Origin of the sequence: Pseudoalteromonas sp. MMG005 (genome assembly GCF_018101015.1) — a bacterium.
Taxonomy (GTDB): Bacteria; Pseudomonadota; Gammaproteobacteria; order Enterobacterales; family Alteromonadaceae; genus Pseudoalteromonas; species Pseudoalteromonas aurantia.
Map to the genome: position 1 here is coordinate 48,265 of NZ_JAGJEK010000006.1, position 24,425 is coordinate 72,689.

The window sequence follows — 24,425 nt, forward strand, 5'->3', positions numbered from 1 at the left end:
CCAGCTAGATAATAGGGTAAGGGCAATTATTGCCCTTGTGTTTGCTCGTAGATAAATTGACTTAATGAATTGATATTTTTCATCTTGTCTTGGATAACCGTTTCAGGAAAATCCTTAAACTTAAAATTGTATTTTTTCTCTACTGAGACCACTAAATCTAAAACTTCGATGCTATCAAGGTCTAATCCGTCACCTACCAATTGCGCATTGCTATCGATTTCTTCAACACTGTCGACAACCTCAAGGCTGTCGACAATAATATCTTGTTTCAGGAAGGTGCTAATTGATTCTAAAGTACTCATTTTTATCATCCTTTTCTGTTTAGAGTGGTTATTTACCAAATAATGCGTCGACCATTTTCACAATTTCACGGTCCATTGGGCGGTCTTCAATGACTGGCTCAAAGTTACTGCTTAGTAGGTCAAAGAATTCTTTTGATAAAGGGTTGAGATCCTGCGCTTTTTTATCTGCACCATGAACATAATAGGCTTGTCTAACGGCCATTGCCTGAATTGCAATAACAGGTTTGATAAGTTCAACAATGCGTTTTAAATCACGTGCTGCGATAGTTCCCATACTGACAATATCTTGATTAAGCGCTTCGGTTGTACGAGAAAATACAGAGGCAGGATTTGCTTGCTTTAATGCTTCGGCAACCAGTGCAGATGCAGAAATTTGCATCGCTTTGAAACCATGGTGGATCCACGCTTTATCGCCAAGATCTTCCGTCGCGACTAAGTTATTAGCGATGCCGCCATTGAGTCGATCATCGACTAAAATACCCAGCTCTCTTTCAAGCAGCGCGCCCATATTTGCGACCAAGGGCTTTAAAGCATCACAAACAGACGCAACATGCCCGCCGTAGAAATGACCTGCATTTAAAATAAGGTCTTGTTCATTGTCAAATAATGGGTTGTCGTTTACCGAGTTTATTTCGGTTGTCATGATTTTTTCAGCCCAAATTGTTGCGTCAACAAGTGGACCTAGCACTTGTGGAGAGCAGCGAATAGAGTAACTATCTTGTAGTCTGAAAGATTCTTTCTTACCATGCTCAATATTGTCATCTGTGCGGTTACGACGACCAAGACGTTGTTCAGGATCTTTTAACCTTTCTAAAATTTTAGCGGCGACACGTTGTTGCCCTTCATGTGGTTTTAATTCATGAACGCGTTTGTGAAATGGTGATGTGCGACCTTCAATCAGCTCAACAAATAAGGCGATAAGCTTGCAGCTAAAATCAACCGCTTGATTGATTTCTTTAATTGCATTAACAGCAACACCAGACATGACCGATGTACCGTTCATTATTGCTAAACCTTCTTTAGGCTTTAATTTATATGGGGCAATGTTAAGTTCAGCTAATACCTCAGCAGTTGGTCGAATTTGGCCTTTATAATACACATTTCTTTTACCGCCAAGTGCTGCGCCAATATATGAAAGTGGTGTTAAGTCGCCACTTGCTCCAACTGAGCCCATTGAAGGTATTGCTGGAATAATGCGGTGGTTTAAAAACGTTTCCATTTGTTCAAGTAGTTGCCAACTTACACCAGAATAGCCTTTTGCATTACAATTCATGCGAATAAGTAATGTTGCGGCACAGTCTTCTTCAGACAAATACTCACCGACACCACAGCCGTGATATGCAATTAAGTTTTGTTGCAAGTCTTCTGATAAACTGGGGGAAATTCGATTACTCGCAGAGTTACCAAATCCTGTTGTAACACCATAAATGTCTTCTTTGTTTTCTAGCTTGTTATCTAAATATTGTCTATTACTCAGTATTTTATCTTTCAGCTCAGCGCTATCTAATTTGATAATTGATAGTGGCTTTGATGCGTATTGTTGAACTGCTTCTAGTGATAAAGTTTGTTGTGAAATAAACACTATATTGCCTAACTGCTCTTCAACTTTGATTTCATCATTAATGATGTGACTCTGATCCATGATTGTCCTTGTAAGTGTCAAGTGTGTGCAATGAGAAATAGCAAAACACGTCCATTTATATAATGAATGGCATCGTGTTTTTTATAGCTAGATCAAACCTGCTTTGTATTATTTATTAATGAATATATTAATACTTTTTATTTAATTGGTTTCCAATAATGAAACGTTAAGTAAGGGGTTAGATAATCTATACTACGTTTTATAAACCCCAAGTTTCGAAAGCGGAACAAGGTTAAGTCCATGTTTAAATTATGTCAATGGCAAAAAAATACTAAATTTACAGTCGTTGTAAAATGAGGGATTAGAGTATGTAGGATATATGAAGTTTTTAATTTTAATGCTTTTAAGTGGTTGGTTTTTATGTGTTTTATTTTTTGACTTGAACGTTGGATGTCATACTGAGAATGAATAATTTAATAAATTGAAATAATTAAATTAATGATAATTTTTGTGAATGCCCGTTTGTTGTATAATGAATTCGTTTTTTTGTTTTTTATATTTATAATTTGCTCCCCTTGTGGGTATATATGATTAGAATTAATATTCTAATCATATATTTTTAGAGTTTTTATACTATGGCTATTCTTCTAATATTATTTCTTCAATATCTTTATTGTTCATTACTAATGTATAAGATTGGTCTAAAGAAATAGCACAAAGGTCTAATGGCTTCTCATTTATTATTATGTCTGAATTACAGTCATCGACATAATACCAACTTGTTACTTCACCTTTATTGGTATTTATAGCTTGATCATTGATGGTGATAGTCAGCGTTTCATTAGACAGTATGCGAATGGCAAAGAAATCGGCTTTATTTTGTTTTTGCTTTTCGAGTAACTTGATTTGAATTTTTTCGGCGTCATCTTGCCAAGCAATAACATGATAGTTTTGTTTATTGTTAACTTTAAGCTTTTCTTGCCTAAGCATGCCTAATTTATTTACAGACTTGGCGTAGAAGCTTATACGGCGGTTTGTGTTGTGTTCATGACGTATTCTTGCCGGTGTTGAATCTCGTGCGAGTGTCGCAACATGATACTTGTCGTTACTCACATCTCGCTCATCTCCATCTAGCTCTGTATTGGCCATGTGAAACGCGACTTCATATTGCGTGGCATTAACGTAGTTATAATCATTCTTGTAGGTATCAGAGCCGAAATTAGCCGTTTCAATATCTTCTGACGAGCAAGCAACGAGTAGACTAGATAAGATGGGTATGTATAGCTTTAGTGCTTTCATAGTATTTATATCCTTTAAATTTTGAGAGTGAGTATTTATACCGTTAACGGGTACTTGTTGAAGTGTTAAGTTATTGTAATGGGTTAGGGTCGTATTATAAAAAATGAAGTTGTATTAAATTGTATTTTTTTATAACGAGTTTTTACATTTACCAAACAACTTGTATGACTAGATACTTAGTACTTTGATTTAGTTACAAGTATTGGATTTGTGAGGGGTAATTCAGAATGGGGCAGACTGAACGTTTAGGTGAGTCGTTATGCTTGATATGATCAAAAAAGGGCCAACTCATTGGCCCTAATATAGTTCTACCGCGTCACTCGTTAGTATTGACCGAGTAAAGTCAGGTTCGAAAATGCAGAGTAACCCCTTAGCATAATGTGGTAAGTACCACCTTGGCCTGAATTCAGGCTACAATTTTCAGTATTTCCGTTTGCATAAGGGCGACAATCGTAACTGCTTGTGGTCGGTTTAGAGCCTTTACGGACATATAGGTCGGCATCACCTGAACCGCCAGATGTGCTGACATTTAATGTGACGTTTGCAGGTACGTCGATGGTGTAAAAAATCTCTTGATTTTGACTACCAGAAATATTGTTGATTGGTGTGCCATTGTCAAGACAGTTACTACCACATCCACCTTGTGTATCAAATGAAGCAGTTAAAGAAGCATTTGCGTATTGGCTATATCCGTTAAGTAAAATATACCAGTCGCCAGCTGAAGGGTCTGTAAAGCTACAGCTCTCGCTATTGCCGTTCTTATAAGGTCGACAATTGTAGCTTGTTAGGGTTGGCTCTTGGCCTACTTGTGTGTATAGATCAGCATCGCCTGTGCCACCCGCTAGATTAATAGATAAAGAGCTGCTTCCTTGAGGGACTGCTATTTTATAGAGCGTTTGGGAGCCATTGGCACCACTGGCAGAAACAGATTGTCCATTATTAAGTTCAATGACCACTGGCGGTGGAGGAGGTGGTGTAGAACCCGCTAATGTATACAGCAATTCATTTGGCGAGCCAGACTTGGCATCAGATACTTTATTTTTAGAGCTTCTTTGGCCCAGTAGGCTGTCAATTTGCGATGGCGTTAAACTCGGGTTTTGGTCTAAGTATAATGCAACAGCGCCAGCAACATGGGGTGATGCCATAGAGGTGCCACTGATTGTATTCGTTGCGGAGTTAGAGTTATACCATGCAGACTTAATGCTTGAACCTGGTGCGTAAATATCGAGGCAGTTACCGTAATTTGAAAAACTAGAGCGGCTATCGCTGCTGGTTGTTGAACCGACCGTGATTGCGTTGGCTGCGCGAGCTGGGGAGTAATTACAAGCACTGCTATTGTCATTTCCGGCCGCAACAACAAAGCTGATACCTGCTGCTACGGCATTGTTAACTGCATCATCTGTTGCTTGAGATGCGCCGCCTCCTAGACTCATGTTGGCAACAGAAGGCCCTGATGCATTATTTTTAACCCAGTTGATACCTGCGATAACACCAGAGTTAGTTCCTGAGCCATTACATCCAAGAACTCGTACACCGACAACATTGACATTTTTTGCAACGCCGTAGCTACTGCCACCCACTGTGCCCGCGACATGCGTACCGTGGCCGTTACAGTCTGTTGCATTTGAGTCGTTATCAACAAAGTCATAACCATGACTTGCTCTATTGCCAAACTCGTTATGACTGATAAGGACACCAGTGTCAATTACATACGCAGTGACACCTGAGCCATCATAGTCGTAATGATAATTAGAGTTAAGCGGTAGATCAGTTTGGTCAACTCGGTCTAAACCCCAAATTGCGTTGCCTTGATCCGCTTTAGCTGAGACCAAAGGTGTGATGGATACAATTTGATCTTGCTCAACATATTTAACGCTCGGATCATTAAGTAAGGTATGAATTTGCTTAACTGATGCGTCAACCAAAACGCCATTTAGCGCAGTACCAAACTTTTTCTCAACCGTGACATTGTATTTGCTGTTAAGCATATTCACTTGTTGATCTATGTAGGTCGCAATGGCTTTTTCATCGAGATTATTAATTATTTTTGGTGTATCGAATACAACGATATATTTGCCTTCAATTGCTTTCTTTGGGTCTACATCAACCATTTCAGCAGCGAAACACTGGCTAGATAAACCAGTGAGTACAGCAAGTGTAAGTGAACTTAATTTACGCATTGTGTTTCCTTTACATGTTGTTGTGGTTAAAAAACACACAAATTATTATCATTGTTCACAAATAAAACAAACATTTTTTTTACTTAGATGTAACTTTGTGTGCGATTTTTGTATTGTTTTGTTTACAGTTGTGGTGTTTTACAGTGAATTCGGTGGGTGCATCACTGGGTTTTCATGTGTGGTACAGACGCAATAAATAGCAAATTAAAGGTTGAATATAATGCGTAATTTCCTTAATATTACTTAAAGTAATTACATATACTTTTTAGTTATAACCGCTATATTCTATATAATTAGTTCTCAATATTGAGGTCAGTTCATGCGTAACCCTGAAGTACTAAAACAAATCTACTTAGATGCAAATGCGACTACACCGGTGCTTCCAAGTGCAGCGGCAGCGGCAATGAAGACGATGGAAACAATGTTTGGTAACCCAAGTAGTAGCCATGTTTGTGGTTTGCAGGCAAAAGAGATTATGGTTCAGTCAAGACGCAAAGCAGTTGAAGTGTTAGGTGCTGGAGCTGGTCAGGTTATTTTTACCAGTGGTGCGACAGAAGGTATTCAAACGGGTATTTTATCTGCTTTGTATGCAGCAAAATCTCAAATGAAAGTGGGTGAGCAATATTCTATTTTATATGGCGCAACCGAACACAAGGCTGTACCGGAGTCATTAAAACATTGGAACCGAATTTTAGAGATTGACGCTAAAATTGTGGCGATACCTGTTGATGAGCGAGGTACGCTTGATATGGCATTTATTGCTCGAGAAGTGCCTAATGCGTTAATGATTTGTACTATGGCAGTCAATAACGAAACTGGTGTATATCAAGACTTGCTGTTACTTGAAAAAACGATTCGTACCTCTAACCCTAATGTTTATTGGATGGTTGATTGTGTTCAAGCATTGGGGAAAACTAAAATGGACCTGGCGAATATCAGCATTGATTATGCACCATTTAGTGGTCATAAGCTTTACGGGCCTAAGGGGATCGGGTTTGTTTATATACGAGAAGGTGCGCCTTTTACCCCCTTTATAGCGGGGGGGGGTCAAGAGAGTGGATTGCGTTCAGGCACTGAAAACCTGCCAGGTTTAGCTGCATTAAGTGTTATTTTTGACGAAATATTGGGTCTTGGTGAAAAGCAATTTTCCCCTACCTCAGTGCTCGAACAGTTTCGTGCTCAGTTGGCTCTATCGCTTAAACATGCTTTCCCTACAGTGGTATTTAATCACAGTTTTGATAACAGCGTGCCAACTACGCTGAATTTTTCTATCCCAGGGTTCACTTCTAAAGAGATCATGGACTTGTTTGATGCGGCAAATATACGTGTAAGTTCCGGTTCCGCATGTAGCTCGAAAGTCACTCGTAGTTTTGTGTTAGATGCTATGGGTTTAGCACAGTGGCAAAGCGAATCGGCAATCCGTATGTCATTTGGTCCTGCAATGACACAGCACCAAATCGATGCGGCTTGTGAAAGAATTCAACATTGTGCCCAAGCGCTAGGCCACAGCTGTTTATTGCGTGCCGACGGCGCTATTGACGAACGTGAAGAGTTAGAAGGCTTATTGCAATTAAAAGTGGGTGGAAGTTGCACATGGCTATATGCTGATAAACGCACTCATAGCGCAGTGGTTATTGATCCCCTCCCAGAATTAAGCAACCGTTTACTGACTATTTTACAATGTCAAAAGTTGTCGCTCATAGCGGCGATTGATACCCATGGACACGCAGATCATGTATCAGGTCGCGTTGCTTTGGCGCAAACGCATTTAGCAGATCAAGAGTGTGATGAATTAGGGTGGCCATTAAACAGCGCGAGTAACACATTTGAGGGTCAGTCTTTTAACTATATTGAGTTTGGCGCACACTGTTTAGTGCATGTTGCTACGCCAGGACATACAAGTGATAGTATCTCGTTATTGTTATGTGATAAAAGCGAATTCCTTAAAGGAAACTTGGTCCCACGCTTTACATTTTGTGGTGACTTAGTCTTGATGGGGAGTGTTGGTAGAACGAATTTTGAATCTAGCAACGCGTCGGCGATGTATGACAGTTTAAGGTCTTTAGCTAAGTTAACGGCTAAGCAAGGGCTATTATGTCCAAGTCATGATTATCACAATGAGTTTGTAACCACCTTTGATGCAGAGCTTAATCGCAATGCCCTGCTGCAAAGTGTGATTGACGCGCAAATTTCAGCTGATGAGTTTATTAGTGCAAAGACTGCGTTAGATAAGCACATTGATGATGAGCAGGGCAGTGAAATTATGTGTGGAGCGTTTATAGAGCCATGCTCTCGCGTTAAGGTGAGCGAGTACGATAGTGATTCTCTTGCAGTCAGAATGCAAAGTCACCACCATATTAAACTGATTGATATTCGTGAACCACATGAGTATGCATTAAGTCACGACCAATCATTTAATAATAACGTGCCATTGACGCGGTTAGCGAATTTTATTGCACAACAAAGTTACAAAAAGGGCGAGGAAATTATTTTGGTTTGCCGCAGTGGCAGCCGTTCACAGGTGGCGGCGAATGCATTGACTAGGTTGGGCTTTGAGCATGTAGGTCATTTAAAGGGTGGCTACGCGCTAAGTCATTAATGACTTCAATAAGGGTCGTTAAAGCCACTGTGGATGTGGCTTTAACTCTACAAACTGAGTGTATGACTATACTCAGTTTGTCATGTCATTCTCTATGCTATTTTCTGGTTTAGCCAGCAAGTCATTCCAATTTATAGGGCTTAATTCAAATACTTGATCTGATGAGGTATCGTGTGTGTTACAGACGTTATCTTGTCCGATTACCCGCACTGGTAATTGTTCACTATATGACCTCATGAGTAAGTCATACTGTTGTTGAAATACAGGGGACTTGAGATCTAATTCCCAAACTATGCTGGCACCCTTGACCACACATTTTGCGAAAGTTGAATGGGTGCTATGGGCATTTAAACGAAAATAAATAATGTGATCATTATTTAACTTATCAGAGCGTATGCTCATTTCACTGACTGTGCCAGTTAAATCATTCGTCGCTGTGGCAGAAAAGGTTGTTAGTGTCATCAAAGATAGAAGTAATGCTTTAAGCTTCATTGTAATTCCTTGTTGATATTGTTATTTTTTATCCATATGGCGATAGTATACCTAATTTATACCTTAAAAAGAAACTGAGGTGTGATGTCTCGTATGGTATAGATGAACTCGGACGCCCTTACTTTCTCAGGTACCGCTTCATCGTTTACACCACGAAAGTAAGGGAGAATAAAGTCTATTCTCGCTGAGAAGCGATAGCGCGCGTTTCACATAATTTTCACGAAGCCTATGCCACCATTTTTCGCCAGCACTTAGCATTAATGTACAAGGACACATTACATTGGCCAATTCATTAAAAATCTTGATAGTTGAAGACCATAGCGATATTAGTCATAACATTGCCGATTATTTTCAGTTGCATGGTGCAGTGACTGACTTTGCCATTAATGGTGAACAAGCAATTGAGCTGGCACTTGGTGAATATTATGACTGTATCGTGTTAGATATTATGCTGCCAAAAAGTAATGGGTTAGAGGTCTGCTCTGCTATAAGGGCAAACGCGACACGACATATACCGATCATTATGCTGACGGCCAGAGACACGCTCGAAGATAAGTTGATTGGCTTTAATATGGGCGCTGATGATTATTTAACAAAACCTTTTGCGTTAGAAGAGTTATGGGCGCGTTGTAACGCACTATCACAACGTCATTTATTAAATTGTACACATACATTACAAGTTGGCCCAGTTTCTTTAAATAAGCAAACTCAACAGGTTGTCCGTGATGGGCAAGCTATTATGTTGCAACCGATACCACTACAAATTTTGACAATTTTGTTAGAAGCACACCCTCGGGCAGTGAGTCGCAGTGAGTTATGCGATAAAATTTGGGGGGATGAACGTACTGATTCAGATGCGTTGCGATCGCATGTTTATCAATTACGCAAAGTACTAGATAGGCCATTTGATAAACCTGTTATAAAAACGCTCCATGGTGTTGGATTTGCGTTAGATAGTTTATAACGAAGCTGATATGGGTGATTAAAGCATGAAAACGGATCAACTGAGAAACCGGGTAGTAGGGTACTTCGTTTGTACTACAGTCGTAATTAGTATTTTGTATAGCATAACCAGTTTTCTATTTGCATATAATGTAGAGGACAACTTTTTCTATGCGCTATTGAAAGATGAACAGGTGGTAGTGGAAAAGCAGCTAGCTCAAGGGAACTTACCCGATCCGAGGCTTGAGTTTATTAGGTTTTACCCTAACGAGGATACGTTGCCCCACACCGTCCGTCTATCTTGGTTAAATGACCCAACAAGTGTAGAAGTGTCTGATAGTAACGGGTTACATTACCACTTTATATCTTTGACCCCTGGGTTTTTAGTGGCTGAAGTCAGTGATCATTTGATTGTTAGAAAGTTCAGAGAAGGTATGTTGTATTTTTTATTCGTTATGTTGGCGATTGCAATATCAATTGCGGTTGTTATGGCGTTAGCATCATATAGTGTGGCTAAAAGGTTACTCAAGCCACTTGATAGCTTAATGGCAATTATTGAAACTGCGCCAGTTGAGAGGCTTCCTTCAGGATTTGCTCATAAGTTTAAAAATGATGAAATAGGCACTTTTGCAATGACATTGGAAGCTGCGTTGAAGCGAATTCGCTCATTTGTTACCCGTGAGCAAAACTTTACCAGAGACGTGTCGCATGAGTTACGCACACCAGTAACGATTAGCCAAGGTGCGATTACCTTGCTTAAGCAAACAAATTTAGATGAGCAGCAGTTAAAGTTGATGTGTCGTATAGAAAATGCACAACATCAAATAGAGCAAAGTTTGCAAGCACTGCTTGCGTTGGCAAGAGAAGATCATGAAACCAAAGGGACGAGTAAATTATTAAAGCTAGTAGAGCAAAGTATTTTACAACAATATCAATACTTGAAGAACCCAGAAATTGATATTGATGTGGTAATCAATAGAGAATGTGAAGTACCTATAGAGCCAATGAGCTTGTTGATTTTACTGAATAATTTAATCGGAAATGCATTCAAGTACACAGAACAAGGTTGCGTTAGTATCCGCTATTGTGCGCCAGTATTAACCATTACGGATACTGGTAAAGGAATAAGTTCAGAGTTACATCCTCATGTACTTGAGGCTGGCACTAAAGGGACTGATAGTGAAGGGCTAGGACGAGGACTATATATTGTTAAAAGGCTCTGTGAACAACTTGATATTGGCTTTGTGCTAGATTCAACCAGAGATGGCACTCAGATCAGTTTAACGTTTTAACACCGAACTCCCGTTATTAGGTATGTTTTATTGTGTTGCACTGTATTTTAGCCCATGCTTAAACTCATAGTGCTTCTTAGTAATGGAGAGTGTGATGGTCTCGGTTAAATATACTCACTCTATAACGCTTACCCAATCAATTGATATACCGTGTGTAAGACGCTGTTGTTTGGATAATAACGATGTATGTATCGGCTGTTATAGAACACTCCAAGAAATTTTAGACTGGCATGAGTTATCGACTGAACAAAAGCACTCGGTAATACAACAGTGCAACCAGCGAAAGTTGAGCCGTGAGCGCTAGAGTTGGCTATGCTATTTTTCAGCAGAGCATTTTACTCGGCATACTGTGAAATAAATACTGTCAAGTACGCGTTGGGCATCGATATATGTCGCAATAGCTCATCGCTCATTTTTTGCGATTGTTGATTGTACAGCGCTTACAATGTGAACTTACAAAGCAGTGATTCTTGTTCGTGCGCATGGCCTGCTAATTTCCCACTCGCCGTAAATTGCTTATCAGCAAAGCTTCCGACTTCTACACTAATGTCATTGATATAACTGGTATTCTTATTGATCTCTTCAATAACGACACTTTGTTCTTCTATCGCAGTGGCAATTTGAATATTGCGATCCATAATCTCTTTAACAGATTCAGAAATGTCGCTGAGCATGACGGTGGCCTGCTCTGTTTGTTCGACGCACGACTGTGTTTTCTCTCGACTTGAGCCCATTGCGCTTTGTACTTGGTTTGAAGAAACCTGTATTTGACCAATCATGGATTTTATTTCAGTGGTTGACTCTTGTGTTTTAGACGCAAGCGAGCGAACCTCATCAGCCACGACTGCAAACCCTCGCCCTTGTTCACCTGCGCGTGCCGCTTCTATTGCTGCATTAAGGGCAAGTAAGTTAGTTTGTTCGGCAATGCCATTTATCACTGATAAAATGTTCTCAATGCTTTTACTATACTCGGCTAATTGCGTGCTTAATTCATGTGACTTAGATATTTCGTCAGATAAATCCGTGATATGGGAGCGAGCCAAACTGAATACCTCTTGTCCTTGCTCGGTTTTTTCATTCACTTGAGTGATAGAGGTTGCAGCTTGCTGTGCACTACTTGCAATTTCCGACGACGTGGTACTCATTTGATGCATCGCAGTTGCTAAGCTTTCAATTAAGCTTACCTGCTGATCCAATCGTTGTGTTGACTGAGTCGACAACTCTCGGGCTTCATCACTACTATTAACAACAAGATCGGCGCGCTCTTTAACGCTTTTTACTAACAGCTGTAGTGATTCCAAAAAGCGGTTAAATTGTCGAGCAACCGTTCCACATTCATCTTTGTTTATGATCTCTAACCGTCTGGTTAAATCCCCTCCACCACTGGCCATTGTTGTAATGGTTTGCTCTAAATCTCGTAGTGGCTGAAGCAGCTTAATCGCTAAACTTCTCATGATGACTGATCCGAACAAAATAGCCAGGATAGCGATCACAAGTGAGTTCACCGTGATATCAGTTAATGTACTATAAACTAAGCCTTTGTCCATGAGCACTGCCAGGTACCAGTCAGTCCCAAACTCATTTTTCAGCTGGTGTAAATAAAATATTTTTTGACCATCTCTGGTTGCTATTTCAATGAGTTGATCAGATTGGTTGGTATTTAAACCAGGGTACAAGCTAGTGACGTTTTTACCATTATAATCGCTTTCTTGGTGAGAAATAATGACCCCACTTTGGTCAACGAGAAAGGCGTATCCGGTATTATCAAAGTTCACTGCGTTCACTGTTTTAGCGATGGTATCTAGGCTTAAATCTCCCCCAATAACACCGGCAAAGCCATTCGCGGTGTTTATCGGAGACACAACAGACAGTAACAAGTCACCTGTGGCAGCGTCGGTATATGGGCTAGTAAAAACCGTACTTTGTTTTGAACGCGCGAGCTGGTACCAAGGTCGTTGTTTAAAATCCACATTCGGAGGATTTCGTCTATTTGGGTCATTAGAGCGTAAGCCGGTCTCTGTTTCTAGCGTCCCAAAACTGAGTAAAAATGCGGTACGAAAGTACGGAGTGTCCAGTACTCGTTGAAATTCATTTGGGCTAAAATCTTGCTCTAACTGACTTTTTACAACTTCTATTTGATGTGCTTTGGATGCCAGCCAGTTGTCGATACTGATGGAAAGTAAGGCGGCATTATCCGTCACATATGCGCGTGTCTTATTTTTCATCGAGTCATTGACGAACCAGTATGTCGATAATGTTGTAACGCAAATGATAGTCAGAATAACGAGCGCTGAGGCGACGGAAAACTTAGTACGGATTTTCATTATAATTTCTACCGCTGATTAAAAAACACTCATGTATGCAAAGTGTTGACTATAATTCGATTATTCGCAACCCTTAAATGTGAACAAAATGGAAAATGTAACTTACTCAAATATCGGGATGTTTTGTGTATTGATCAGTTGCGCAACGATGCCTGCATATACAGCACAAAGACCGGTAACAATGGCTGATATTCAAGCACTTGAAGCACAGCTTGCCGAACTAAAAGCTCGCCTAATAGCACAAAGTTCTGACTCTCAGTCAATTCAAGCGGTGAAAAGGCCAAAAGCAAAAGACAAAACGAGAGCGGTATCGGCGTTACACTCGACAACACAAGTAGAGCCTAAACGTGAGAAAGAGGTACGAGTATACGCAACGGTAAGGCCAACATTTGGGTTAATTGATGAGCAAGATGAAAGTAATTTAGATGTGCGAGATGCGTTATCTCATGCCGGTATTAAGGCGGTTCATGAGTTTCAACCCGGTTGGCGTGCTGAATTGCACGGTGAATGGAGCATTGATTTGGCGAATGAAGGCAACTTTGGTCGCTCTAGACGCGCTTATACAGCTTTATCTACGCCTTATGGGCGTTTTGGTATTGGCAAACAAAGACCCGCTCAGTACTTATTTATAGCTGAGTATGTGGATATTTTTAACCATGGTGCAAGCCCTTTTGCCTATGACCCAGAAAGTATTTTCTTCGTCGATAACTTGGTGACGTACCGTTATGAAACGGGTCCTGTTACGTTTATTGCCGTGGGGCAATTTGACGGTAAGGAGGGGGATAACCAAGCTGACTTAATTAATATCGGTTTGAGCTACGATAAAAATGGCATTCATGCTGCTGTAACATATCAACATAATACTGCCTATGAGCAAGAGCAAAAACTGGGAGACAGCACGTTGTGGTCAGGGGCATTGGCTTACCAGTTCACCGATGATTTTTATGCAGCGCTTGCTTATCAAGCGAAGGAGTATGATTACTTTACGGGAAACCGAGATGGGCATACTTTTGACATGTCGATGGCTTATCAGCTTACTAAACATTATAAGCTTAAAGCAGGCTTTTTTGATTTTGATGATGGGCATATAAGCCTAGATCCAAATAACCAGAGCTTTGACGGATACAATCTAACGTTAGAATGGCTGCCTGTTGATTCGCTGCGCTTACATTTGGAGTACCTAACGAAATCGTTTGATAATAAAAATGAATTTGACTCGATTTCTGTTGGTTTTAGATATGATTTCAGTACAAAGTGGCAGTATGAATAATGGGATATAAAGTACTTTTAGTGATTTATTGTGTGGCCGTATTAGTGAGTTCAACGCTATTCGCACAAACAACATTAGAATCTAAAGTGCAAAAAGTAACTATTTTAGTGGATGATAGTTACCCTCCATATACCTATGAAAGTAATGGCTACTTGTATGGGATTTATGTTGATTTAGTGCGCCAAGCTGCACGTTTACTAAAAGATGAATACGAGATAGAGTTACAACCTGTGCCTTGGAAGCGGGGTGTTGCCGCGCTGGAGCAAGGAGCAGCATTTGCGTTGATGCCCCCGTATATTCATATGAAAAAAAGGCCTTTTATTTGGCCTTATTCCATCGCATTACAAGAAGAAGCAGTGGTTGCTTTTTGTAATCAAGGTAAGACCCTTGTCAATGTGTTATCACGACCTGATTCAGCTGAGCCAATTAATGTTGGGCTTAACGCTGGTTTTATGATTTTAGATGCAGCACTAATGGAGGCGCAAAAGCGTGGCAAGATCAAGGTATGGGAAAATAGGAATATACGTTCAAATATAATGAAGATGAGTAAACAGCGTATCGATTGTTATATCAATGATAGGTTATCTACGCTCATTGGTTTGAATAATATCAGGCATTCAGATCCGAGTATTCGACTAGAACAGTTTATTGAAGACAAAGTGATATTACGGCGTACAGCACATATTGGTTACTTAAGGGAGAAAAGTAAAAAATACCCATTTAAATATGATTTCATCAATAAAATGGATGATGCGCTAAAAATAGTATTAGAACGCCAAGAAGATGGTGTTAAGCTCCAATAAGCCGGTTTGTATTATTCTAATAGTACGATTTACATAAACAATGAAGCTTGCACGTTGCGTCACCATATGTTGTAAAGGCTAAAATGTTTGGCTACAAAACTAGTAGCCGAACTTTTGTTGTATTTTACCTAATGCACGTTTGAACCAAGGTAAATTATCAGCGTTGTTTGATGTAGGCTCACTAGTAACATGTGAAGATGTTGCTTCAGGCGTATGGTTCGGTTTGCCACTGTTTGCTTGTTGATTTACCGACTCTAATGGTAATTGCCATTGATAGCCTTTGCGAGAGAAAGTCTTTACTGCGTCATCCCCAAACAGGGCTCTGAGGTGTCCAATACTTTGAAATACCATTTGATCAGAGACGGTTTTCTCTGGCCACACCTTTTTTAGTAATTCGGCTTTACTGTGCACTTTGTCTGTATCGAGTAGTAATATCGCGAGCATTTGCGCATGCTTCTCTTTAATGGAAAACTTTTTACCAGCATTAAAAAGCGTGAGCGTATCGCAATCAAACTCAAAATCATTAAATCTGAATTTCATGATATTTTTCATACCCCAATTGGGACGTACCTGTTTTTATTTTTTTGCAAGCATAACATATTCATTACAAAATCGGGATGTAATCGTTAAAAGTTATTTATATAACTGAAGATAAATCATATTAAGTGCATTGAATTACTACTAAAGGCAGATATGCTGGTGCTTTTTAAGCACTTTATGGTTGTTACGTATCTATGTGCCCCAGAGACCTCGATGGGTCTAATTGATCACGCACACGGCGCTTGAGTACTTTCGCTTCAGGAAATCCTTCATCTAACTCCCTGCACCAAATCAGTGTGTTATTGTAATATATTTTAAATGTTCCTTTGCTCGCGGGTGACAATGATACTTCAGCTAAGTCATCAGAGAATGTAGAAAGAAGCTCTTGAGCCAGCCAACCGCTACGAAGTAGCCACTGGCATAGCACACAATATTGAATTGTTATTTTAGGTTTGTGCAATGAGTTCAGCCTTATTCTTACGATGCATAGAGGGGAAATTACCTGATGCGTAGGTAAATGAAAAGTTTTATCGCAGTTTATGAGCAGGAGACAGGTCAAGTTTAGATTAAATCTCTAGCAAAAGTATTTTTTTGTACATTGCTCTTGAAAACAAATAAATCACCCACAGTAATGTTTTAAGCTTATGGAAATAGTGAACATTGAGTTTGGGGAAACAAGGATTTGGAATTCCATTATCTTTTTGTTGTGTAGTTGATTTTTATTTGGTATATTCCTCCTCTTGATTTTAATAATCATTATTGTAATGTCCTTTCTTACCCTGATCCAGTAAGCCAGCATTAAAAAAACGAAAGCTGAATTATTGTACGGCGACCAAAAGCAAGACTCGAAATCTCGTTGCTAAAGTAAAGTCCTCTTGAACATGTTTACATGTTGGAATATCGTCAAAACTGTAGTGAAGCTTATATTAAATTAATCCAGTATAGAGTCTGGATACAAATTATTGTGAGTTTTCTATGTCATATGAATATAACGGATCTATGATCCAAATCGCACATCCAGTGCAATCTATTTCTGTAAATAAAAGTACCGTAATTTATGCGGACAGAACAGGAATGAAAAATACTCGGTTCGCCACAACTGGTGATGCCCGAAGTTTTATTAAATGGCTTACTGCAAAGCATTAAGCCATGTATGCTCAGTATTCACAAAGTGCTTGTCTTTTTTAATTAAGAAAGGGCTTTGTGTTTACTAAACCTTCTTATCTTTGCGATTTCTCGCCTTTCCTGTAAAGTTTTACTTCGAACTAGCTAGCCATTTATCTATCTCTGTATACATAAAATCACGAATAATGGGTTGTGCCTTGGCATTTGGATGTAAATTATCATTTTGCATCAGAGAGTTATCGACAGCGATTGAAGTCATAAAGTACGGCATTAAATATGTATTTGTTTGCTCTGCCACAGACTGATAGCTTTCGGTAAACATACGGGTATATCGCGGCCCCAAATTCGGCGGAATTTGAATCTCCATTAGCGCTACTTTGGCACCTGATTGATGACTCTTTTCGACTAATTGCGTGAGATGCTTTTTTAGTACCTTAATTGGAAAGCCCCGAATCCCATCATTACCACCGAGTTCAATTAAAACGTGACTTGGTTTATGTGTTTGTAGCGACGCGTCAATTTTGAGTAAGGCATTGTCTGTTGTCTGCCCACTAATGGCTGTATTGATTATTTCGATCGGCTTTTTTTCTGCTGCGTATTTATTTTGTAACAAATAAACCCATGCTTGGGCTTGTTTCAAGCCGTAGCCTGCGCTTAAGCTGTCACCAATGAGCATTATTTTGTCTTTTGCGACGCTAGTAAATGGAAGCAGCGTTAAGATAAATAACACCGTAAACTTTAGGAAAAAACGAGTCATGTCAGTACTTTCTCAATTAAATATAATTCAAGTCGCTGGGTTAACCAAACGAGTGAGTACCCTCGAAGGGGACCTTACTATCCTTAGCGAAATTAATTTTTCTGTCAAGTCTGGGGAGTCAGTTGCTATTGTAGGGGCATCAGGCTCAGGTAAGTCAACGCTACTGAGTTTATTAGCTGGGTTGGATATTGCGACTGACGGTGACATACACCTTGATGGTGATGCTTTAAGTACATTAGATGAAGAAGCACGGGCACAAGTTAGGGCGCAAAAGGTAGGATTTGTGTTTCAATCGTTTATGTTGGTGCAAAGTCTTACCGCATTAGAAAATGTGATGCTTCCGGCAGAGCTCGCTGGTGATGTTAATGCCAAGGAGCAAGCGATTGCGTTACTTGAGAAGGTAGGGTTGTCTCATCGATTGGCACATTACCCCTCTCAACTTTCGGGAGGAGAGCAACAAAGGGTGGCCATAGCTCGGGCTTTTATTGGTGAACCGAAGATTTTATTTGCGGATGAACCCTCTGCAAATTTAGATAGCAAAAATGGCCAGTTAATTGAAAAACTATTGTTTGATTTGAATAAACAAAATGGAACCACATTAATTTTAGTGACGCATGATGAGCACCTTGCGCAGAGTTGTCAACGTGTGATTCATATCGAAGGAGGCAAGTTAGAGCAGATCAGTGAAGGGGGAGCGGTTAATGTGGGTTAAATTAGCATTTAAATTGTTTGCTCGAGAGCTTCGTCGCGGTGAGTTGACGATTATATTTGCGGCAATTGCTTTGGCGGTTTTAACGGTATTTAGTTTGTCGTCAGTCACTGAACGAATAGGTTTAAATATTGAGAAAAAAACCAGTGACTTCATTGCAGCAGATCGCAGACTATCTAGTAACCATGCTTTTACTGACAATTATATTAATGAAGCCAATCAGCAAGGGTTAGAAACGGCGTCACTGTTATTTTTTGACTCAATGCTATTTGCAAATGATGAGCTAGTTTTGGGGTCAGTGAAAGCAGTCACTGAGCAGTATCCATTACGAGGCATGGTGGAAATAAAAGACACATTAGAGAGTGTGGGTTATGAAATTCGTGGCGGGCCTAAAAGTGGTAATATTTGGCTCAGTGAAGGGCTATTTTATACCTTGAACGTGAATGTTGGTGACACAGTTGAGCTTGGAGCTGGTCAATTTACCATTAGCAAAGTGTTGGTCAGTGAACCTGATGCGCCGTTTTTTTCACTCGCTGGTAATAAACGCGTATTGTTAAACTATGCCGACATTGGCAGTACAAAAGCCGTTCAAGTTGGTAGTAGGGTATTTCACCGTTTGTTGTTTGCGGGTACTGACGCACAGTTGTCTGACTATTATTTATGGCTAAAGCCACAATTGAAAGAAAATCAAAATTGGGAAGGGGTTAAAGATCGCCAATCACCATTAGGTGAAAACTTGGCGCGTGCGGAGCGATTTTTATTACTGGCTGGCTTGTTCGGTATTATGCTTGCAGCAGTGGCAATGGCTGTCTCTGCAAAACGTTATTGTGAAAGGCAATATGACCCTGTGGCAATGATGAAAACACTCGGAGGAAGCCGAGTTGTAATACGCAAAATATTTTTAACGCATCTCGCATTAGTGACGAGTGTTTCAATTATTATCGGGTTGAGCATCGGCTTTGTATTGCAGTACTTCGGTGCAAATTACCTAGCACAGTTTATGGGGGCGGAGTTACCTAGTGCAGGCATAAAGCCATGGTTATTGTCTGCATTTATAGGTATGACTTGCGCTTTAATGTTTTCATTAAAACCTTTGCTTGATTTGTTTGATATTCCACCTCTGAGGGTCTTGCGCCGAAATTTAGGTGACCGCTTAGCGATAAGCCGTATTCATATGGCATCATCTTTGTTCACTATTTTTTTATTAATGTGGCTATTCAGCGGTGAAATAGTAATTACACTTATTTTGTTTGGATCTAGCTTATTGGTAATTGGAGTATTATTTGGTATTTCTAGGGCGCTTTTCTCATTTGGGAGAAAGTTAGGTTTAAGCCCTGGCTCAAGTTGGTCACTGGCAATTGCAACCTTACAAAAGCGGGCGAATGCCAATGCGGTGCAGCTAATTAGTTTCGCTTTGGCGATTAAGCTGATGTTATTTTTAGTCGTTCTAAAAAATGACATGATTTCAGATTGGGAAATGCAAGTGCCAGCTGACGCACCAAACGCATTTTTCATCAATATTGCTGAACAGGATATTGAACCAATTACCACTTTTTTCAATGACAATAATATAACCCATGAAGCATTTTACCCCGTATTTAATGCACGGGTTAATGCCATTAATGGCGAAGAGCTTGCACGTCGAGTATCAAAGCAAGAGGGAGAAGAGCGCGATGAAGATGCTCGAGAGGGTGTTAGCCGAGAACCAAATTTAACATGGCTGTCAGAAATCCCTGAAGGCAATGAAGTGATTGAAGGTGAGTGGTTTAGTAATGGTGATGACATTGAAGTGTCGGTATTTGAAGGCTGGAAAGAAGTACTCGATCTAGAACTGGGTGATACGGTCTCATTTTTGGCTAATGAACGGCGTTTTGATGCGAAAGTGACCAGTTTTAGAAGTGTCGATTGGGGCACGTTGAAGCCTAACTTTGTCATGATATTAAGCCCAAATATGGCAGGTAAAACGCCGGTAACTTATTTCAGTGCCGCTAAATTGGAAGCACAGCATAATAAAGGTGTGAGTCAATTGCTGCAGCGTCACCCAACGATGAGTATGATAGATATTAAGAGTCGCTTGGAGCAAGCACAATCAATCATCGCGCAGGTATCGCTTGCGATAGGGTTTGTATTGTCGATTGTATTAGTCAGTGGCGCACTGGTCTTGATCTCTCAAGTCCAGGCCAGTTTAGCTGAACGTATGCAAGAAGTGGTGATTCTAAGAACCTTAGGGGCTAGAGGGCGCTTAATTAAGCTGGCGACACTGTATGAATTTGTATTACTGGGGGCTATTGCTGGATTTGTTGCTGCCCTTGTGAGTGATGTGGCGTTACTGCTTATTCAGCAGCAGCTTTTTGACGTTGCTGGGCGGTTACATTGGTATATATGGCTTTTAGGGCCAATCAGTGGTGCCGCGTTTGTTGCGACAATCGGATACTTTATGGTGGCAAATACAATGCGGCAAAATACGCAAGGATTATTGAGGAATTTATCTTAAATTGAGGCGAGTATTTTGTTTACATTAAGGCCACATTTCAGTGGCCTTTTTATTGCGTGAATAATCATTGCCTCTCACGCTTGGGCTCTTGCGAATAAGGAGTGAGCATCGGCATCCGTACTCAGTGACTGTTAAGTTAAGTACCTATTTAAGTTATTAATCATATGGTTATATTCTTCAGTTCGGCTTTTTACAACCAGCAAATAAATCAATAAAGTGGATTCTAGCGTCTATACTCACATTGCAATCAACGTAAAATTTATTAAGTATGGAATGATGCTATGAAGAAACGACTACTCGCTGCTGTTGTTAGTTTGGCTTGTATTAGTCTAAATGTACAAGCTGAAATTAGGATTAATGGTTTTGCATCCATTGTTGCTGGTCAAACGTTAGATGACGATACGAGGTTGTATGGTTATGACGATGATATTTCTTATAAAAATGAGAGTATGTTTGCATTACAACTGTCGTCTGACTTACAAGATAGACTGAGTGCCACAGCACAAATTGTCGCTCGAGGTAACGAAGATTTTGACGCCGAATTTGAATGGGCTTATGTGAGCTATCAAATCAATGATGACTTAAAAGTGAGTGGTGGAAAAATGCGGATCCCATTCTATCGCTATTCCGATTTTCTAGATGTTGGATATGCTTATCGCTGGGTGAGGCCTCCTCAATCTGTTTATAACTTTGCTTTTTCAACATATGAAGGTTTAAACCTATTACACTCGACCACATTGGGCGATTGGGACTCGACAACTCAGCTTATATACGGTTCATTCTCGGGTAGGGTCCCCTCTGCAGCGGGGGCGACTCCAGAACAAGTTGAGTTGAATGACTTAGCGGGTATAAATTGGACTATATCCTATGACTGGTTTAGTGCAAGAGCTGCTTACATCGTTGCTGAAACGACAATCAGTGCCTCTAGTGTTGTCGGCTTAACCGCGGCTCTAAATGGATATGGCTTGAATAATCAAGCAAATAGTTTGCTAATCAGTGAAGATGATGGCGCGTTTTTTGGTTTAGGGTTTTCTATCGATTACGATAATTTTCTGTTTGATGCAGAGTATACCGAAATAGAAGTTGAGAATAGCTTATTGCCAGATCAAACACAGTATTATGCATCCGTTGGGTATCGAATAGATGACTGGACCGTGCATTTAACTTACGAAAATAACGATGATGAGCATGATTCTAATCGGTTAAATACAGTACCGGTTTCCATTTCTGGGCCGAATGGAACAGTTATTCCCGTGTCACTAGATCCAACGAATGCAAATTCACCATTATTACGAGATGTCACTAACCAAGTTTTGTTGGGAGCTAAGCAGGAGAGCAGTACTGTGAGCGTAGGTGCTCGCTATGATTTTCACCCTTCAGCTGCGCTTAAAGTTGATTTAAGCCGTTATAATGATGATATCACTGATCAAGATATAGATGTGTTGGCAGTGGCGATAGATTTAGTATTTTAAGGAGTGAACAATGAAAAGCCAAATTGCTTTATGTTTATTTATGAGTGCCTTTTATGTCAATGCTGAGGTTGCTGTAATCGTGAACGCCAGTAATGGCAATAGTTTAGATAAAAGTGCGATATCAAAAATATATTTAGGAAAATCGAAATCTTATGCTGATGGGACTAAAGTGAAAGCTGTAGCTCAAACAGGCACGTCTGTTGCAAAAGCATTTACGCAAAATGTGGTTGGCAAGTCGAATAGTCAGTTTAAGGCTTATTGGTCTAAGTTGATTTTTACGGGCAAAGGCACGCCACCAAACCCATTAAGTAATGACCAAGCCGTCATTGATTTTGTTATGAATAATCCAGAAGGTATTGGCTATATAGATAGCGCTAAAGTGACAGATAAAGTAAAAGTGGTTGGTAAATTTTAGCTCAACTATATTTTTAAATACAAAAGGCACCACTAAGGTGCTTTTTATGTTTATCGGGCATAAAAAACGTATTTTAATATTCAAAGTGAATTAAATAATGGGTATTGACATGATTTTTCGGGTTGCAACATTAGAAGACTTATTTCGATTGGAGCAGTTTGAACAAGCGGTAGTTGAAGCTGAAAGACCATTCAATGACGCCTTGAAAGCGCAACAAGCACGCTATTATGACTTACCTTTTCTTATCGCCGATAGCCAAACTTATTTACTGGTCGTAGAGCACCAAGCAACTATCATCGCGACTGGTTATGTTCAAATTCGCACTTCAAAGTAATCGGTTTTACATGAAAAGCATGGTTATTTAGGGTTTATGTATGTTGTACCAGAGCATCGTGGAAAGGGGTTAAATAAAGCGGTTATTGAACATTTAATTGATTGGTCAAAATCAAAAGGGATATGTGATTTTTATTTGGATGTGTATAGCGAGAATGTCTCAGCGATTAAGGCATATGAAAAGCTTGGTCTAAGGAGTTCACTGGTGGAAATGAAATTGCATTTATAAAGGCAATAAAAGGGTTTTTATGCGTGCACTTGTTAATGCGTACTAAAGTGGCATTTGTTCTAATCGTGAGCCGATATATAGTTAATACCATGTAAATATTGAAGATTGAATGTATATGCAGGGTGCAGAAGCCGAGCTGTTTAAAGCCCTTTACGTGGCATGTATTGCTGTTGGTGGTTTTATTTTTGCTTTGTTATTGTCTCATCAACATAGAGGTCGGCCTGGCAATAAAACACTGGCTGCATTTATGTTATTTATTCAAGTGCCAACGCTGAGTGCGTATAGTCAGTTAACATTTGGGCAGGTCCCGTTTGCGTTGCAAGCTGCTAGTCAGTGTTTAATTTTGATATACGGACCTATCATTTATCTATTACTGAAAGCGATTTTAAAACCAGAGCGCCCGGTAAAGTGTGCTTACTTACACTTTGTCCCTTTTATTACTATTTTCTTACTCAAGTTTTTTATTATTCCCGATTATGGTCTGTATGTTTGGATCCCATTTGTGACCCTTATTTTGGTATATTTACTTGTTAATATAAGGCTCCTTATTACATCTCGGGAGCAGTTTTTTCAATTACATAGTGGTTATAAAAATACAACGTTCTACTGGTTTAGCTTCGTTGTTGGTGGGATTAGCGTACTAACTGTGTACGATATTATCATTATTTCTTTATACTTAAATGGTATATATCTTGGTTTTAAGTGGTGGAACATCATGACTTTCAGTTTGTGTGGTTACCTGACAATAGTGAGCGCCTTTTCTATCTGGCGACCAACCATCTTTTATAATATATTGAAGAAAAAAGTAAAAAGTCAAAAAAGTTAAATGGTAGTGCATATCTACTTGCTAATAGCGCCATAAAGCCACTTGAGTTAACTGTTCATCATGTATTGAAAGACAATGAATTGTATAAAGATAATGAATTGACGCTCTCTAAGTTAGCTGATGCGACAGGTGTTTCAAGTCATATGCTATCAGAGCTGTTAAATGTACATATGCAGACGAATTTCTATGAGCTAGTAAATAGATACCGACTTGAGTGTGCCATTGGCATGCTGCAAGTAGAGGCTACTAGCAGTTCTATTATTGATATTGCGCTTTCCGCTGGATTTAATAATAAAAATACATTCTATCGGGTATTTAAGGAGAAAGTGGGGGTTACGCCATCAGCGTATCGTAGTCGCAATAGAAAAATGGCTTCTTAGTAAGAAAATATGTCATTTATTATCTAGAGTGACGCTTTCACGTGACAGTCTTCATAGTTT

The 24,425-nt window shown here is 39.7% G+C and carries 23 protein-coding genes and 1 pseudogene; 15 read left to right on the forward strand and 9 right to left on the reverse strand.

The genetic code is table 11. From position 1 onward, the window contains the following. Positions 1-26: 26 nt before the first annotated feature. The 4 genes from J8M01_RS06135 to J8M01_RS06150 all read right to left on the reverse strand — a co-directional run bounded on the left by J8M01_RS06135 (position 27) and on the right by J8M01_RS06150 (position 5,363). Entirely contained in the window at positions 27-302 is a 276-nt protein-coding gene (locus J8M01_RS06135; RefSeq protein ID WP_192509586.1) for a phosphopantetheine-binding protein, read from the reverse strand. Between the two features lie 28 nt (positions 303-330). Next, positions 331-1,944: an aromatic amino acid ammonia-lyase gene (locus tag J8M01_RS06140; protein WP_192509587.1), complete on the reverse strand. Its 1,614-nt coding sequence runs from the start codon at positions 1,942-1,944 to the stop codon at positions 331-333. A 579-nt stretch (positions 1,945-2,523) separates the two neighbouring features. Beyond that, on the reverse strand, positions 2,524-3,183 hold the full coding sequence (locus J8M01_RS06145; protein WP_192509588.1) for a hypothetical protein: 660 nt from the start codon (positions 3,181-3,183) through the stop codon (positions 2,524-2,526). A 323-nt stretch (positions 3,184-3,506) separates the two neighbouring features. Continuing rightward, positions 3,507-5,363 carry a S8 family peptidase gene (locus J8M01_RS06150; protein ID WP_210997806.1) on the reverse strand — a complete coding sequence of 619 codons (1,857 nt, stop codon included), beginning with the start codon at positions 5,361-5,363 and terminating at the stop codon, positions 3,507-3,509. A gap of 319 nt (positions 5,364-5,682) precedes the next feature. Here J8M01_RS06150 and J8M01_RS06155 point away from each other — a divergent pair, with 319 nt between their 5' ends. Next, entirely contained in the window at positions 5,683-7,962 is a 2,280-nt protein-coding gene (locus tag J8M01_RS06155) for an aminotransferase class V-fold PLP-dependent enzyme (protein WP_211057377.1), read from the forward strand. Positions 7,963-8,034: 72 nt separating this feature from the next. Here the strand turns inward: J8M01_RS06155 and J8M01_RS06160 are convergent, their stop codons facing one another. Beyond that, positions 8,035-8,454: a hypothetical protein gene (locus tag J8M01_RS06160; RefSeq protein ID WP_211057378.1), complete on the reverse strand. Its 420-nt coding sequence runs from the start codon at positions 8,452-8,454 to the stop codon at positions 8,035-8,037. A gap of 274 nt (positions 8,455-8,728) precedes the next feature. Between J8M01_RS06160 and J8M01_RS06165 the strand changes: the two genes are divergently transcribed. The 3 genes from J8M01_RS06165 to J8M01_RS06175 all read left to right on the forward strand — a co-directional run bounded on the left by J8M01_RS06165 (position 8,729) and on the right by J8M01_RS06175 (position 10,992). After that, positions 8,729-9,418: a response regulator transcription factor gene (locus J8M01_RS06165; RefSeq protein WP_211057472.1), complete on the forward strand. Its 690-nt coding sequence runs from the start codon at positions 8,729-8,731 to the stop codon at positions 9,416-9,418. A 25-nt stretch (positions 9,419-9,443) separates the two neighbouring features. Next, positions 9,444-10,688 carry a HAMP domain-containing sensor histidine kinase gene (locus tag J8M01_RS06170; RefSeq protein WP_211057379.1) on the forward strand — a complete coding sequence of 415 codons (1,245 nt, stop codon included), beginning with the start codon at positions 9,444-9,446 and terminating at the stop codon, positions 10,686-10,688. 94 nt (positions 10,689-10,782) lie between these two features. Continuing rightward, positions 10,783-10,992, forward strand: coding sequence for a DUF1289 domain-containing protein (locus J8M01_RS06175; protein ID WP_192510154.1), 210 nt, complete (start codon positions 10,783-10,785; stop codon positions 10,990-10,992). A gap of 136 nt (positions 10,993-11,128) precedes the next feature. On the opposite strand, the gene J8M01_RS06180 is transcribed toward J8M01_RS06175, so the two are convergent. Then, the gene (locus J8M01_RS06180) at positions 11,129-13,012 is read right to left on the reverse strand and encodes a methyl-accepting chemotaxis protein (protein WP_211057380.1); all 1,884 of its coding nucleotides are present in this window, start codon (positions 13,010-13,012) and stop codon (positions 11,129-11,131) included. A gap of 88 nt (positions 13,013-13,100) precedes the next feature. Between J8M01_RS06180 and J8M01_RS06185 the strand changes: the two genes are divergently transcribed. After that, positions 13,101-14,282 carry a porin gene (locus tag J8M01_RS06185; RefSeq protein ID WP_211057381.1) on the forward strand — a complete coding sequence of 394 codons (1,182 nt, stop codon included), beginning with the start codon at positions 13,101-13,103 and terminating at the stop codon, positions 14,280-14,282. Continuing rightward, positions 14,282-15,085 carry a transporter substrate-binding domain-containing protein gene (locus J8M01_RS06190; RefSeq protein WP_192509595.1) on the forward strand — a complete coding sequence of 268 codons (804 nt, stop codon included), beginning with the start codon at positions 14,282-14,284 and terminating at the stop codon, positions 15,083-15,085. The genes J8M01_RS06185 and J8M01_RS06190 overlap by 1 nt, the downstream gene beginning before the upstream one ends. Positions 15,086-15,184: 99 nt before the next feature. Here J8M01_RS06190 and J8M01_RS06195 read toward each other — a convergent pair whose 3' ends face one another. Both J8M01_RS06195 and J8M01_RS06200 read right to left on the reverse strand, forming a co-directional pair. Continuing rightward, complete coding sequence (locus tag J8M01_RS06195) at positions 15,185-15,625, reverse strand: winged helix-turn-helix domain-containing protein (protein WP_247671024.1); 441 nt, start codon at positions 15,623-15,625, stop codon at positions 15,185-15,187. A gap of 184 nt (positions 15,626-15,809) precedes the next feature. Continuing rightward, positions 15,810-16,085, reverse strand: coding sequence for a SelT/SelW/SelH family protein (locus J8M01_RS06200; RefSeq protein ID WP_211057383.1), 276 nt, complete (start codon positions 16,083-16,085; stop codon positions 15,810-15,812). A gap of 539 nt (positions 16,086-16,624) precedes the next feature. On the opposite strand from J8M01_RS06200, the gene J8M01_RS06205 reads away from it, so the two are divergent. Further along, positions 16,625-16,771 (forward strand): hypothetical protein, encoded by a 147-nt coding sequence (locus J8M01_RS06205; protein ID WP_211057476.1) that lies wholly within the window; start codon positions 16,625-16,627, stop codon positions 16,769-16,771. 109 nt (positions 16,772-16,880) lie between these two features. On the opposite strand, the gene J8M01_RS06210 is transcribed toward J8M01_RS06205, so the two are convergent. Next, positions 16,881-17,507 carry an arylesterase gene (locus tag J8M01_RS06210; protein WP_211057384.1) on the reverse strand — a complete coding sequence of 209 codons (627 nt, stop codon included), beginning with the start codon at positions 17,505-17,507 and terminating at the stop codon, positions 16,881-16,883. Between J8M01_RS06210 and J8M01_RS06215 the strand changes: the two genes are divergently transcribed. From J8M01_RS06215 to J8M01_RS06245, 8 genes and pseudogenes are all read left to right on the forward strand, one after another. Then, positions 17,506-18,219 (forward strand): ATP-binding cassette domain-containing protein, encoded by a 714-nt coding sequence (locus J8M01_RS06215; RefSeq protein WP_192509600.1) that lies wholly within the window; start codon positions 17,506-17,508, stop codon positions 18,217-18,219. The genes J8M01_RS06210 and J8M01_RS06215 overlap by 2 nt on opposite strands. Beyond that, complete coding sequence (locus J8M01_RS06220) at positions 18,209-20,710, forward strand: FtsX-like permease family protein (RefSeq protein ID WP_211057385.1); 2,502 nt, start codon at positions 18,209-18,211, stop codon at positions 20,708-20,710. Before J8M01_RS06215 ends, J8M01_RS06220 begins: the two co-directional genes overlap by 11 nt. Positions 20,711-20,991: 281 nt before the next feature. Continuing rightward, positions 20,992-22,182 (forward strand): porin, encoded by a 1,191-nt coding sequence (locus J8M01_RS06225; protein WP_211057386.1) that lies wholly within the window; start codon positions 20,992-20,994, stop codon positions 22,180-22,182. Between the two features lie 10 nt (positions 22,183-22,192). Next, positions 22,193-22,597 (forward strand): phosphate ABC transporter substrate-binding protein, encoded by a 405-nt coding sequence (locus J8M01_RS06230; protein ID WP_192509603.1) that lies wholly within the window; start codon positions 22,193-22,195, stop codon positions 22,595-22,597. Positions 22,598-22,706: 109 nt separating this feature from the next. Then, the gene (locus J8M01_RS24320; protein WP_348772721.1) at positions 22,707-22,931 is read left to right on the forward strand and encodes a hypothetical protein; all 225 of its coding nucleotides are present in this window, start codon (positions 22,707-22,709) and stop codon (positions 22,929-22,931) included. A gap of 15 nt (positions 22,932-22,946) precedes the next feature. Beyond that, positions 22,947-23,159 (forward strand): annotated as a pseudogene (locus tag J8M01_RS24325) (GNAT family N-acetyltransferase); the annotation flags it as partial. A gap of 109 nt (positions 23,160-23,268) precedes the next feature. Then, a complete protein-coding gene (locus tag J8M01_RS06240; protein WP_211057387.1) occupies positions 23,269-23,985 on the forward strand; it encodes a hypothetical protein in 717 nt (238 codons plus the stop codon). 65 nt (positions 23,986-24,050) lie between these two features. Then, a complete protein-coding gene (locus J8M01_RS06245; protein WP_211057388.1) occupies positions 24,051-24,365 on the forward strand; it encodes a helix-turn-helix domain-containing protein in 315 nt (104 codons plus the stop codon). The last annotated feature ends 60 nt before the right edge of the window (positions 24,366-24,425 follow it).